Source organism: Amycolatopsis sp. cg9, from assembly GCF_041346945.1.
Taxonomy (GTDB): domain Bacteria; phylum Actinomycetota; class Actinomycetes; order Mycobacteriales; family Pseudonocardiaceae; genus Amycolatopsis.
Window position 1 is genome coordinate 6120349 of the sequence record NZ_CP166850.1, and the last position, 13484, is coordinate 6133832.

At 73.6% G+C, this 13484-nt stretch carries 12 protein-coding genes; 8 read left to right on the plus strand and 4 right to left on the minus strand.

Going from position 1 to position 13484, the window contains the following annotated elements; all coding sequences use genetic code 11:
* Positions 1-2: 2 nt before the first annotated feature.
* Positions 3-818: an alpha/beta fold hydrolase gene (locus AB5J73_RS28475; protein ID WP_370961733.1), complete on the minus strand. Its 816-nt coding sequence runs from the start codon at positions 816-818 to the stop codon at positions 3-5.
* Positions 819-918: 100 nt separating this feature from the next.
* Here AB5J73_RS28475 and AB5J73_RS28480 point away from each other — a divergent pair, with 100 nt between their 5' ends.
* Positions 919-1299: a winged helix-turn-helix transcriptional regulator gene (locus AB5J73_RS28480; protein WP_370961734.1), complete on the plus strand. Its 381-nt coding sequence runs from the start codon at positions 919-921 to the stop codon at positions 1297-1299.
* 208 nt (positions 1300-1507) lie between these two features.
* Positions 1508-4528: a P-loop NTPase fold protein gene (locus AB5J73_RS28485; protein WP_370961735.1), complete on the plus strand. Its 3021-nt coding sequence runs from the start codon at positions 1508-1510 to the stop codon at positions 4526-4528.
* On the opposite strand, the gene AB5J73_RS28490 is transcribed toward AB5J73_RS28485, so the two are convergent.
* Complete coding sequence (locus AB5J73_RS28490; RefSeq protein WP_370961736.1) at positions 4518-5120, minus strand: TetR/AcrR family transcriptional regulator; 603 nt, start codon at positions 5118-5120, stop codon at positions 4518-4520. The genes AB5J73_RS28485 and AB5J73_RS28490 overlap by 11 nt on opposite strands.
* Positions 5121-5205: 85 nt before the next feature.
* Between AB5J73_RS28490 and AB5J73_RS28495 the strand changes: the two genes are divergently transcribed.
* Positions 5206-6675: an FAD-dependent oxidoreductase gene (locus AB5J73_RS28495; protein WP_370961737.1), complete on the plus strand. Its 1470-nt coding sequence runs from the start codon at positions 5206-5208 to the stop codon at positions 6673-6675.
* Here the strand turns inward: AB5J73_RS28495 and AB5J73_RS28500 are convergent.
* Positions 6672-7304 (minus strand): lytic polysaccharide monooxygenase, encoded by a 633-nt coding sequence (locus tag AB5J73_RS28500; protein WP_370961738.1) that lies wholly within the window; start codon positions 7302-7304, stop codon positions 6672-6674. The genes AB5J73_RS28495 and AB5J73_RS28500 overlap by 4 nt on opposite strands.
* A 158-nt stretch (positions 7305-7462) precedes the next feature.
* Between AB5J73_RS28500 and AB5J73_RS28505 the strand changes: the two genes are divergently transcribed.
* Positions 7463-7918, plus strand: a complete 456-nt coding sequence (locus AB5J73_RS28505; protein WP_370961739.1) for a MarR family winged helix-turn-helix transcriptional regulator — start codon at positions 7463-7465, stop codon at positions 7916-7918.
* On the opposite strand, the gene AB5J73_RS28510 is transcribed toward AB5J73_RS28505, so the two are convergent.
* Positions 7890-9044 (minus strand): alpha/beta fold hydrolase, encoded by a 1155-nt coding sequence (locus tag AB5J73_RS28510; protein ID WP_370961740.1) that lies wholly within the window; start codon positions 9042-9044, stop codon positions 7890-7892. The genes AB5J73_RS28505 and AB5J73_RS28510 overlap by 29 nt on opposite strands.
* 186 nt (positions 9045-9230) lie before the next feature.
* On the opposite strand from AB5J73_RS28510, the gene AB5J73_RS28515 reads away from it, so the two are divergent.
* From AB5J73_RS28515 to AB5J73_RS28530, 4 genes are all read left to right on the plus strand, one after another.
* A complete protein-coding gene (locus AB5J73_RS28515; protein WP_370961741.1) occupies positions 9231-9881 on the plus strand; it encodes an FG-GAP-like repeat-containing protein in 651 nt (216 codons plus the stop codon).
* 67 nt (positions 9882-9948) lie between these two features.
* Entirely contained in the window at positions 9949-10341 is a 393-nt protein-coding gene (locus AB5J73_RS28520; RefSeq protein ID WP_370961742.1) for an RIP homotypic interaction motif-containing protein, read from the plus strand.
* Positions 10338-12587: an AAA family ATPase gene (locus tag AB5J73_RS28525; protein ID WP_370961743.1), complete on the plus strand. Its 2250-nt coding sequence runs from the start codon at positions 10338-10340 to the stop codon at positions 12585-12587. The genes AB5J73_RS28520 and AB5J73_RS28525 overlap by 4 nt, the downstream gene beginning before the upstream one ends.
* A gap of 55 nt (positions 12588-12642) precedes the next feature.
* Positions 12643-13473: an NAD(P)H-binding protein gene (locus tag AB5J73_RS28530; protein ID WP_370961744.1), complete on the plus strand. Its 831-nt coding sequence runs from the start codon at positions 12643-12645 to the stop codon at positions 13471-13473.
* Positions 13474-13484 lie beyond the last annotated feature (11 nt).

The window sequence follows — 13484 nt, forward strand, 5'->3', positions numbered from 1 at the left end:
GGTCAGCCGAGCAGGAGCGGGAGGAGGGCGTCGGGGCGGTCCAGCGGGACGATGTGCCCGCAGTCCTCGATCAGGTGCTCCGTGAGGTCGTCGGCCACCGGGCGCAGCTGACGCGCGAGGGCGTCACCCACGGGGTGCGCGCCGATCGCGGTCGTGGGCACGGTGAGCCGGCCGCCCGCGACGGCGCCGGCGATCTGCCGCGCGCTTTCCGGCATGGCGCGGTAGTGGCCGAAAGCGCACCGCAGCGCCTCACGTCCGGTGTAGGCCGCCGTGAAGTGGTCCCGGATCGCGGGCGGCACGCCGCGCCCCAGGGTGCCGGCGTCGAGGAACCAGTCGACGTACTCGGCCTCGTGCCCCGCGAGCACCGTCTCGCCGAGCCCGGGGACGCCGTGGAACCCGAACCACCACGGCGGCCCGCCGGCGAGGAAGTCCTCGGCGCCGGGCAGCCGCCCGAGCAGCGACTCCAGGAGCACGAGCCGCCGCACCCGAGCGGGCCGCCGCATCGCGAGCAGGAACGCGGGCGGTGCGCCCGCGTCGATGCCGGCGACCGTCGCGTCCGCTGCGCCCAGCGCGTCGAGGAGCGCTTCGGCGTCGTCCGCGAGGGTGCCCGCGTCGTAGCCGTGCCCGGCGCGGGTGCTGGCCCCGAGCCCGCGCAGGTCCGGCGCGATGACCCGGTACCGCCGGGCGAGGTGCGGGACGACTTCGGTCCACAGCCGCCAGGTGTGCGGGAAGCCGTGCAGGAGCAGGAAAGCCGGTCCCTCCCCGGCGACGGCCACGTTCACCTCGATGCCGTTCGCCTTGACCCGCCGCTCGCGCACGTGACCTCCCGGAATTGGTTACCATTGGTTACCAGCTGAGCGTAAGTAACCGGCGAGACCGGGCCAAGACGGCACTTCCCCGACAGGTGGTGAGCTCCAGGTGACCCCCTCACCGAAAGGCAGGCGCGGCGACCTCTTCGACCCCGCCTGCCCGACCCGCAAGCTCCTCGACCGCATCGGTACGAAGTGGACGTCGATGGCGGTCAAGGTCCTGGCCGAAGCCGCGCCGGCCGAGGTGCGGTTCGCGGAGCTGCAACGCAGGATGCCGGGCGTCTCGCAGAAGATGCTCTCGGCGACCCTCCAGAGCCTCGTCCGCGACGGCTTGGTCGCGCGCCGGGTGGAGCCGACCGTGCCGCCGAAGGTGCACTACCGCCTGACCGAGCTGGGCCTGTCGCTCGAGGTCCCGCTCGCCGCGCTGCGAACGTGGGCGGAGGAGAACATGGCGGCGATCGACCGGGCCAACGCGAGCGCGGGGGAGTGAAACCGCGCCCACGGTGAGTGCGGCCGAAAAGGTCGATCTCACCTGTTTGGCTCATGATTCGCGCATCGAACCGGCTGCGTGATTCGTCGGGGGTCGCGCCTGGTGGTGGGGGACCTCCGATGTCGTCGTACGCACTACAGCCACCGGCCCGCGGACGTGCGCCGGTAGGGGCTGAAACGAACGGTCGGCGGCGGGCGACTCACCGGGGGTGAACGACACCCCGCCGACGGTCGAGCAGCTCATCGAGGAGTCGGGCCGCACGCCGGGCCCTCGAGTCGCCGAGTTCGCCTCGCTGGCGTGGGCGGTGCAGCACTACCGGCGGAGAACGGGCGCCAGCGACACCTCCGGGATCACCCGCTCCACCGCGCTCTGGGCGCTGATGACGACCGACGAGGGCATCCTGCGGACGGTGCGGGACGCCGGTGGGGATCGCGCGCGGCTCGGCTCCCTCCTCGGTCTCCCGGCTGGTCTGGACCTGACCGGCGAAGAGGGGGCGGTCACGCACGCAGCGTTCGCCCGGGCGCTGAGCACCCACCTGCGGTCGCTGCCCGGCGATCAGCCGGTCGTCGGCCTCGCCGACATCGCGATCGCGATCGCGCGGTCGGCCCTCGAAGATCGCGGTGGAGCGCTGCCCGACCGGCTGAAGCAACTGGGCGTCCCGGCCGGTTCCCTCTTCGACCGGCTCTCGCTGCTCGTCACGCGGAACGACCGCAGGATTCCGCTGTCGCGCAGCATGCAGGCGGTGGCGAGCAGCCTTCCCCCGACCGACCTGACCACGTTGGACATCGTCCGGGCGATCGCCCGGCGGCACCCGGAGTACGCCGGCGGCCGATTGGACGGGGTGATCACGCGGAGTCCTCGCCGGCAGCGCGACTGGGACGAGTGGTACGAGCTCGTCGCGCGCTGGTTCGACGCGGAGGCTGTCGCGAAGACCCGCCACGAGGTGCTCGACGGCCGGTTGTTCGTGCTCGGGCTGGGCCTTTCCGCCCCCAATCTCCTGGATGCGCTCAAGAGCGAAGGAGCCTGGACCGCGTTGATCACGGAGGTCGACGAGGCCGTGGCCCCACCCGGCTCACCCGTCTGGCCCGTCCTGAACGGCGTCCGCTTCGCCCACGGCTACCGCAACGACGGCACCGGCGGCGCCGACCAGCTGGACGTCCAGGGCTACGTCGACGCCGTCTGCGAAGTCATCACCGACCCCGACGTCACGCCGCCGCTGTCCATCGGCCTCTTCGGCAAGTGGGGCACCGGCAAAAGCTTCTTCATGGAGAAGATGCGGGAACGGATCGCCGGCCGCGTCCCCGGCGACGACGAATTCACGGTGGTCCAGGTCCGGTTCAACGCCTGGCACTACGCGGACACGAGCCTCTGGGCGAGCCTCGCGATCGAGATCTTCGAACGCCTGGCCGACCCCGAGCCCGTCGATCCCCGTGAACGGGAGCACTGGCACCGCAGTCACGGCGACGCCCACCGCGCCGAACGTGAAGCGCTGCTGTCCGAGCTCGAAACCTACCGCGACGCCAAGTCCACTTTGGACGCCGAGCGCACGCAGCTGGAACACGAGCGCCGGCAGCTCGTCACCCGGCGGCGCGAGGCGGAGGAGAAGCGCGCAGCGGAGATCAAGCGGGCGCCGCTCACCGAAGTCGCCAAAGAACTCGCGAACGACCCCGAAGTCCGGGCCAAACTGCAGGACATCTCGATGGAGCTCGGGTTCGAGCCGGCCATCGACGAGCTCACCGGACTGGGCAAGGACCTCCGCACCACGGCCGGGTACCTGCCGGCGGTCTGGCGCGGGGTCCGGTTCAAGTCCTTGTTCGCGACGCTCGCCGCCGCGTTCGCCGTGCTGGCCGTGCTCACCATCGCGCTCGCCGGGCGCGGGGGAGTGGAGTGGCTCTACTCCCTGGGCGGGACCGCCGCCTCGATTGTCGGCGTCACCCAGCTGATCCGGCCCGCCGCGAAGCGGGTCAACACCGCGCTCGGGCACGTCCAGGACGCCATCCGGATCACGAGCGAAGTCCGGGAAACCCTGCGCAGCAAACGAAGCCGCGAAGAACGCGTCCTCGACCTCAAGCTCGCCGACGCCGAACACGCCATCGCCGAGGCCACCCAGGCGATCACCGCCCTCGACGAGAAGATCGCCACGACCAAGGCCGCCGCCGAGGCGCTCTCCGTCGGGCGGAAGCTGTTCGAGTTCCTGAACGATCGCGCTTCGGGGTACCAGAAGCACCAGGGCGTGGTCGGCACGCTGCACCGCGACTTCCGCTTCCTGGACGCCCTCCTGCGCAACCACCGCCGAAGCGTCGAGGCCGGCGTCAAACCCGTCTCCCGGGTCGTGCTCTACATCGACGACCTCGACCGGTGCCCGCCGGCCAAGGTCCTCGAGGTGCTGGAAGCCGTCCACCTGCTGCTCGCGCTGGAGCTGTTCGTGGTCGTCGTCGGCGTGGACCCGCGGTGGCTGAGCAGCAGCCTGTGGCACCAGTACCGCGACCTCGCGGCCGGCGGCGATCCCCGCGCGGACGCCTACCTGCGCGGCATGCCGGTCGAATACCTGGAGAAGATCTTCCAGATCCCGTTCACCCTGCCGGAAATGGAGCCCGAAGCCTACGCCCGGCTGATCGGGAGCGTCGCGGACCTGCCGCTGCCGCCCGCGCCGGCGCCGGCGGACCCGCGGGACACGATCGACGCCGGCCGGCCGGTCGCGACCACCGGCGAAGAACGCACGCCGGTCCGGGCCCGGCTGGACGTCGAGCCCGGCTCCGCGGCCGCCGCCGGTCCGGGGGAGCGCATCGGGCTCACCGAGCCCGAGGTCGAGTTCGCCCAGCAGCTGGGCGCCCTGGTCACCAGCCCGCGGGCGGCGAAGCGGCTGATGAACACCTACCGGCTGATCCGGGCGACCCGGCACGTCGGGTCGCGATCGCGCTTCCTCGGCGGGGACGGGCGGCCGGGTGAGTTCCAGGCCGTGCTGACCCTGCTCGCGGCGGTCGCCGGCCACCCGGCGCTGGCCGACCGGCTGCTCGTCGCCCTCCAGGACGCGGACGGGGACAGCTGGGCGGGCTTCGTCGCGCAGCTGGCGGACGACACCGGGCCCGGCGAACTGACGCACGACTTCGCGGAGTGGGCGGGCCTGCACCGCGGCCTCGAAGCGAGCCTCCGGCCGGGCACGCTCGACGACCTCGGCACCTACCGGCGCTGGGGCCCGGTGATCGCGCGGTTCGGGTTCACCCTCTAGCCCGCTCGACCAGCGGCAGGAACAGCTCGTCGACGATCGCCCGGATGCGGGCGGGCGATGGCGGCTTCAGCTGCATGAGCAGGTCGTGGCGCACCAGGTCGAACGGCATTTCGAGCAGGGTGTCCGGCAACCGCTCGAGGTCGATCTCGCCGCGGTCGTGGGCGCGCCGGTAGACGGCCCGTTCGCGCGGGAGTGCCTCCACGCCCATCATCTTGGTCCGGACCTGTGCGGGGGTCAGGCCGGTGCTCGCCAGCAGCCCCGAGAACGCGGTGGCCGCGGCGATGGCGAAGAACGCGGCGCGGGTTTCGCCCAGCGCCGTCAGCCCGGCGATCAGGTCGCCGCGCAGGGTGCCGGTGTCGGGGACCGCGACCGGGTGGGTGGCGCCGTAGTGCTCGATCGCGGCCAGCACGACCTCGTCCTTGTGGGCCCAGCGGCGGTACAGCACGGCCTCGCTGGTGCGCGCGCGGACGGCGATCGACTCCATCGTCAGGCGCGCGTACCCGGTCTCGACCAGCTCGTCCCAGCCGGCGGCGAGCAGTTCGGCTTCGAGTTGCTTGCCGTGCCGTCGACGGCGGGCGGGTTCGGGGGACACCCGCCCACGATAGAAAGCCTTTCCTTTCTTGACAACCTGGGCTAGCCTGCAAGAAAGTCATTCCTTTCTTGTGGGAAGAGGGACGATGTCACCCGAAGTGCTGATCGCCGGTGCCGGCCCGACCGGGCTCACGCTGGCCTGCGAACTCGCTCGCGGCGGCGTCCCGTTCCGCTTGGTCGAGGCCGCCCCCGGCCCGCGGCCCGGCTCGCGCGGCAAGGGGGTCCAGCCGCGCACGCTCGAGGTGTTCGACGACCTCGGCGTCGTCGGCCGCGTGCTCGCCCACGGCCGGCTGGCCATGCCGATCCGGTCGACCGCGCCCGGCGGCGAAGTGACAATGAGCGGCGCCGGACCCCTGCCGGAGCACCCCGGCATCCCGTACCCGGCCGGCCTGATCACGCCCGAATGGCGGGTCGAGGAAGCACTGCGGCTGTGCCTGGCGGAACTCGGCGGCGAGGTCGAGTTCGGCACCGCGCTCGACGGCTTCGAGCAGGCGGACGACGGCGTGTCGGCGGCGCTCGTCAAGGACGGCGCGACCGAGACGGTCACCGCGCGGTGGCTGGTGGGGTGCGACGGCGGCCACAGCGTCGTGCGCAAGCGGGCCGGGATCCCGTTCGAGGGCGAGACCCGCGACGAGGTGCGGATGATCGTCGCCGACGTCCGCGCCGAGGGGCTCGACCGCGACACCTGGCACATGTGGCGGCACGAAGAAGGGCTCGTCAACCTCTGCCCGCTGCCCTCGACCGACGTCTTCCAGTACCAGGCCTCCGTCGGGCCGGGGCAGGACGCCGGGCTCGATCTCGCGAACCTGCAGCGGATCCTCGAGCGGCGCAGCGGCCGCACCGGCATCCGCCTCGGCGAACCGGAGTGGGTTTCGCTGTGGCGCGCCAACGTCCGGCTCGCCGGCCGCTACCGCGAGGGGCGCGTGTTCCTCGCCGGCGACGCGGCGCACATCCACTCGCCGGCCGGCGGGCAGGGGATGAACACCGGCATCCAGGACGCGCACAACCTCGGCTGGAAGCTGGCGGCGGGCGCGTCACCGGTGCTGCTCGACAGCTACGAGGCCGAACGGCGGCCGGTCGCCGCGGACGTGCTCGCGCTGTCCGACGCCCGCCTCAAGCAGGCGATCGAGGAGAAGCGCGTCCCGATCCGCCGCGATGCCAGGACGACCCAGCTCGCCGTGCACTACCGCGGCTCGGCACTGGCGCGCGACGACCGCGACGAGACAGCCGCGTTGCGCGCCGGCGACCGCGCCCCGGACGCGACCGGTCTGTTGACAGTGGACGGTCCGCGCCGGCTGTTCGACCTGACCCGCGGCAGCCGCTTCACGGTGCTGGACTTCGGGTCCGCGGCCCTCCCGGCCGACCCGCGGACGTTCCGCGTGGTGGAGCGACCGGCCGGTGCCGGCGAAATCGCCGACACCGCCGGTCACCTCGCCGCGGCCTACGGCGCGACCGATCGCACCCTCGTGCTGATCCGCCCCGACGGCCACGTGGGCCTCATCTCCGACACGGGGGACGGCGAGGCGGTTCCGGCCTACCTCGCCGCGCTCCGCTAGCCGAAGTTCACGTCACTGCACCACATGTACGTCTGGTCCAGGTGCGAGGCCTGCCAGATCGTGAACACCACGTGGCGGCCCCGGTAGGCCCCGGACGTCTGGACGGTGAACGTGATGTCCTTGGCGGGGGCGTACTTCCCGGTCTGGGTGACGAGGTCGAGGTTGCCCCAGCCGAGGCGCTGGGTGGTGGGGTCGAACCCGTTCTTGCTCACGTAGACCCGGAAGTAGTCGGCGCCGTGGCTGGCCTGGTCGTACAGGTGCATCGAGAAGCTGCTGCCGAGGCTGGTCGCCTTCCAGGCACCGGGGGTGTTGAGGGAGTTGTTGCGGGACAGGGCGTTGCTGCAGAGCTGCCCGTCGGGGGTCGAGCTCTGGAAGTTGCCGCCGAGCCCGTCCCGCAGCGCGCTCATCCAGTTCCACATGGTGTCGGCGTTGGCCTGGAAAGCCTGCCAGCACATGGGGTCCTGCTGCTGCATGGCCGGGTTCGTGTGCTGGCTGCCCCAGTCCGTCCAGCACTGGTAGGCGCGGGTGGCGGGGCTGACGATGGTGCCGTGTGCCGACGCCGCCGGAGTCCAGACGAACAGTCCGGCCAGCGTGGCGATGATCAGCGCGAAGATGCTGCACTTGCGCATGGATGGGCCTCCATTCTCGGCGATGAGCGGTGCTGATCCATGTGGGAGCGCTCCCAGTGCGGAAGGGAGCTTATCGGCGAATCGGGCAAAGTTCAACCAACAGTCACGGGGAACTGTTGGACTGTTCCGCACGCGAGGCGGGTCGTTAAGGTGGTGACGTGGTGACCCGGGCGGAGCGGAACGCGACGGACCCCGATCTCGGCGTCCTGTCCGGCCGGCTCCTGTTCGCCGTCCAGCGGGAGCTCTTCGCCACGCTCGCCGCCCAGGGCTTCGACGACCTGAAACCCCGGCACGGCGCCGTGCTCGCGTACCTGGACGACGGCGGTGTCCGGGCGACCGAGCTGTCCCGGTCGGCCGGACAGCACAAGCAGATCATCGGGACGCTCGTCGACGAGCTGGAAGCCCTCGGCTACGTGGAACGGCGGCCCGACCCGCATGACCGGCGCGCGAAGCTGATCTGCCCCACTGCGCGGGGGCTCGCCCAGATGCGCGCGGCCGACGCGATCATGGCCGCCATCCAGCGGCGGCACGCGGAGCGCGTCGGGCCGCGGGACTACCAGGAGTTCAAGCGGGTGCTCATCGACATCACCGAGCACCAGCGCGGCCGGTCCTGAGCCCGATCCACTCGGCGACGGCCGGCCAGACCGGGTGGGCGGGGCGGACGACGTCGAAGTGGGTCCCGCCGTCGACCTCGACGTAGCGGCCCTCGCCGGCCTTCTCCGCGTAGCGGCGGCTCCAGTCGGCGGGGACGGCCTCGTCCGCGGTGCCGTGCACGGCCAGGACCGGCACGCCCGCGTCGGCCAGTTCGAACGGCGACGCCCAGCCGCGGCGTTCCGGGTCGTGCCCGCCGAGGAGGAGCGGCACGACCCCGGCGCCCGCGGTCCCGGCGATCGGGCCCCACAGCTCCGGGCGCGTCGGTTCGGGGGCGTCCTTCGGCGGCTCGGCCGCCGGGTCGGCGAGGACGGCACCGAAGCCGGCCGCGTCGGCGGCTTCGAGGTCGAGCGCACCGGCCAAGGTCACCAGGCCGACCGGCGTGACCTTCGGGCCGGCGCCCGGCGCGGCCGGCGGGAGCACACCGCGGTGGGCCGCCCACGCGGCGAGGTGCCCGCCCGCCGAGTGCCCGAGCAACACCACGCGGCTCGTGTCGAGCGCCGGGTCCATGCCGTCGAGGGCGTCGACCGCGGCGGCGACGTCGAGGAACGTCCCGGGCCAGCCGCCGCCGGGCTCGCCGATCCGCCGGTATTCGACGTTCCACACCGCGTACCCCCGGGCGACCAGGTCGTCGGCCACGCCGGTGAGCTGGCGGCGGTCCCAGAGCGCGGTCCAGTAGCCGCCGTGGACCAGGGTCACGACGGGGAAGGGCCCGGTGCCCTCGGGGAGGTACAGCTCGCCCACCTGGGACGGCTCGGGGCCGTAGGCGATGGTGCGCACGCGGCGCGGGCCGTCCTCGGCGTCGTCGTAGCGCACCCCGCGCTCGGCGCCGACGAGCCCGCCGATGGTGCCGAAGAAGGCGGCGATCGCGGGCAGGTTCGCGCCCTTCGCCTTCGACTCGTCCCACGCCGCGTCGTCGGTCCACTCGACGAAGTCCAGCCAGGTGTGCTCGTCGACGCGGACGAGGCGCGCGGAGCGGAACCCGCGCCGGTCGGCCCGGAAGGCCGCCACCATGCCCGGACGCGCGTCCAGCATCGCCTGCGTGTTCTCCGGTGCCACGGTGAAAGTGGTCATTTCGATGACGGACATCCCGGCTCCTCGTTCGCTCCTGATAGTCAAGATTTATGACTAAATGCGGCCGTCCGGCATTCCGTCGCGGCGCGGTTGCGTTTGTGTGGCACATCACACTCCCGGCGCACCTGATGATCACGTGGTCGTCTTTCTTCGTGAGAGCACTTCCGGTGAAAAGATCACCGGAAGACGGAGGGAGATCTCATGAACCGCACCGGAATCGTCCGCACCGCCGCCGTCACCGGCGTGGCCGCCGCCGCGCTGAGCCTCGCCGCCGCCGTCCCGGCGCTGGCCGCGCCCGGCCCCGTGACCACCGCGGCCGACCTCGACGGCGACGGGGAGCCGGAGACCGTCACCGCGCAGCAGACGGGGGACGACCAGCTGATCTCGGCCACGGTGCACGGCACCTACACCTCGATCCACCTGCCGGCGGACAGCCAGTTCGGCGTCGAGGCCCCGCGGGTGACCGACCTCAACGGCGACGGCCGCGCCGAGCTGGTCGTGACCCAGTCGGTCGGCGCCAACACGACGTTCTTCTCCGCGCTGCACTTCGACGGCCGCAACCTCAGCCCCGTCGTCGGCCCGGACGGCCAGCCGTTCTCCTTCGCGGAAGGCGGCGGCGTCGCCGCCCACCTCGGCTACGGGTGCACGCCGTTCGAAGGCGGCCGCGCGGTGGTCGTCGTCGCCAGCGAGAACGACGACGTCAGCCGCCCGGCCGAGCAGTTCACCTACTCGGGCACCCGCACGGTCTACACCCTGCGCGACGGCGCGCTGAGCGTCCAGGAGTCGACGCCGGTCACCGCCCGGCCCGCGACCGACCCGCTGCTCGCCGTGGACGAGGCCGGCTGTTCCTGACCGGCGGCCTGGCCGGCCGGCGGCCGCCCCGGCACACTGGTCCTCCTTCGGAGCGCAGGGAGGCGCGATGATCGGGGATCTGCTGGACGTGGTGGCCGCCGGACTGGCCGCGGGCGCGGCGGCCGGGGCGAAGGACACCGCTTCGGTGGCGGTGAAGGATGCCTACGCCGGCCTCGTCGGCGGGATCCGCCGCCGGTTCGGGGCGAAGGCGGCCGAACGGCTCGAGGACGCCGCCCGCGACGACGCCGCCCCGGACAAGCACCGGCGGATCCGGGACGAGCTGGCCCGGGCCCTCGACGAGGCGGCCCTCGAGCCGGACGACGAGCTGGTCGCCGCCGCCCGCACCCTGCTCGACCGGACCGGCGGCAAGTACACCGTCGACGTCCGCGAGTCCCAGGGCGTGCAAGTCGGCGACCACAACTCGATGACGCTGAACTTCGGCCCGCACCCGCCGCGGTGACCGAGCCGCGCCCGCCGGCGGTCGACGCCCGGCACGGGCAGGGCGTGCAGATCGGCGACCACACCACGCAGCACATCCACCTGCCGGCCGGTGCCGGTGCCGGCGCGGTGGTGACCGCGGTCCACGCCGACCCCGGCACCGGGGTGTTCGTGGGCCGGGAGCCGGACCTCGGCCGGCTGGCCGCGTTCCTGGCTCCCGGCGGGACCGCCGGCGCGGGTGTCGTGCAGGGGATGGGCGGCAGCGGCAAGACCGCGCTGGTCCGGCGGGCCGCCGCGGCGGCGGTGGAACGGGACTGGTTCCCCGGTGGCGCGGTGTTCGCCGACCTGCGCGGCTACGAGCCGGTCGCGGCGGACCGGATCAGGCCCGGCCGGGTGTTCGCGCCGGTGCTGCGGGCCCTGGGCGTGCCGGCCGAGGGGATCCCGTCCGACGCCGCCCAGCAGCCGGCCGCCTACCACCGCCACCTCGACGCGCTGGCCGGGCAGGGCCGGCGGGTACTGGTGGTCCTGGACAACGCGGCCGACCTCGACCAGGTCCGGGACCTGCTGCCCACACCCATGGCCGCCCGCACCCACCGGGTGCTGATCACGTCCCGCGACGCGGTGCCGCTGCCCGGGGCCGACCGGGTGGAGCTGGGCGTGCTGCCCCCGGGCGAGGCCGCGGAGCTGCTGCGCGCCGTGCTGGAGCAGCGGGTCCCGGGGGACCCCCGGCCGGCCGCCGAGGCCGGCGCGGTCGCGGAAGTGCTGCGGTGGTGCGGGTTCCTGCCCCAGGCGGTGGTGATCGCCGCCGGCGTCCTGGCCGGCGAACCGGACCTGGCCGCCGGCGAACTCGCCGAGGAGCTGGCCGACACGCGAACCCGCCTCGACGTGCTGGACGACGGTTCCGGCGGGGTGCTGACGGCGTTCCTCGCGTCCTGGGATCGGCTGCGCACCCACGACCCGGAGGCCGCCCGGCTGCTCTGCCTGCTGACGATCGCGCCCGGCCCGGACATCGGCCTTTCCGCCGCGGCGGCGGTGCTGGGGACGGACGAGGCGGTCGCCCGGGTCCGCCTGCGCGTGCTGACCCGCGCCCACCTCCTGCTCGGCGGCCCGCGGCGCTGGGAGTTCCACGATTTGCTGCGCCTGGCCGTCACGCGGCACGCCGTCGCCGCCCTCGGGCTCGCAGAGGCGGACCTGGCCGCCGCGACCGACCGGGTGCTCGGCCACCACCTGGACACGACGCGGGCCGCGTCGGACTGGCTGGCGACGGTGCGCTCGCGCGTCCCGCCCCCGGCGGACAGCCGCTTCGCCGGGTGGGACGAGGCCTCGGCCTGGCTGGACGCCGAACGGGCCTGCCTGGTCGCCGCGGTCGCCGTGGCCGGGGAGACGTCGCGGGACCGGACGGCGGTGGACCTGGCTGCCGCCCTGTCCGGCCTCTTGTCCTGGCGGCGGCAGGTGGCCGACTGGGTCGGCGTCGCGGAGGTCGCCGACCGCGCGGTCCGGCGGCTGCGCGATCGGCCGGCGACGGTGCGGGCGAGCGAGAACCTGGGGGCGGCGCTGATCGAGGCCGGCCGCTTCGAGGAAGCCGTCAGCGCCCTGGGTACCGCCCGGCTGGTGGGCCGAGTCCTCCTCGACGACCTGGCGAGCGAAGCGCGCGTGTGCGACGACCTGGGCTTGGCGCTGCAGGGCACGGCCGATTTCGCGGGCGCGGCGGGGCAGCACCACCACGCGCTCGAGCTGTTCCGGGAACTCGGCGACCGGCGCGGTGAAGCGGTGGCCCTGAGCCACTTGGGGAACGTCTTCCGGCAGTGGGGTGAGTACTCGCGCGCGATCCGGGCGCAGGCCGCCGCGGCCGAGGTCTTCGCGGAGATCGGTGACCGGGCCGGCGAAGCGATGGCGCGGGGCAACCTGGCGATGACGCTGCACCGGATCGGCTCGTCGGGCGCGGCGGTCACCGAGTTCCTGGCCGTCCGCGCCGTCTTCCACGAGCTCGGCGACCGCCACGGCGAGGGGCAGGCGTGGCGCAACCTCGGCGTCGTGTTCCGCGACGTGGGGCGGCCCGGCCACGCCTCGACCGCGTTCTTCGCCGCGGCCGAGCGCTACGCGGAGGCCGGTGACCGGCGTGCGGAAGTCCGGGCGTGGCGCGAGGTGGAACGCCTGTACCGCGAGGCCGGCCGGCCCGACGATGCCCGGCTTGCCGCGGAACGGGCCGGCGCGGAGGGCGAGGACGAGCCGATCCGGTCCCTGCGGGGGTGGCGGATCCGGGCGTGACCTTCGATTCCCGTATGTCGTACGATGTCGTACGGCATACGGGAAGGGGATGGCGATGACGATCCTGGTGACGGGCGCGACCGGCAGCGTGGGGCGCCTGGTGGTCGACGAACTGCTGGCCGCGGGGGTGCCGGTGCGGGCGCTGACCGTCGACCCCGCACGCGCGGACCTGCCGCCGGAAGCCGAGGTGGTGGTGGGTTCGCTGGCCAAGCCGCCGACGCTGCCCGCCGCGCTCGAGGGGGTCTCGGCGGTCTACCTGGCGCCGATGGCGCGGACCGTGCGGCGCTTCTGCGAGCTCGCCGCCGACGCCGGGGTCGAGCGGGTGGTCGCGCTGTCGGGCAGCAGCGTCGGGGACGGCCACGAGGAGTCCAGCGGCACCGAATACGGCGCCGTCGAGGCGGCCGTGCGGGAGGCCGGCTTCGCCTGGACCTTCCTGCGGCCCGGGGCGTTCATGAACAACACGCTCGACTGGGCGGACATGGTCCGCGCGGGCGAGGTCCGGATGGCCTTCGGCGACGCCACGCAGACCCCGATCGACCTGGGCGACATCGCGGCGGTGGCCGCCCGGGTGTGCACTTCGGACGGGCACGTCGGCGCCACGCACGTCCTCAGCGGACCGGCGGCGATCAGCCTGCGCGGCCAGGTCGCGACGCTGGCATCGGTGCTGGGCAAGGAGATCCGCTTCCACGAGCTGACCCGCGACGAGCAGCGCGCGCAGTGGATCGGCTTCGGCGTCCCGGAACCGGCGGTCGACTGGCTGCTCGACGGCTTCGAGGAGACGCTGCGCCACCCGCAGGTGCCGACCGGCGTCGTCGAGGACCTGCTCGGCCGTCCCGGGACGACGTACGCGGAATGGGCCGCCGCGCGGCGGGACGTCTTCGCCTAGGAGCTGTCCTG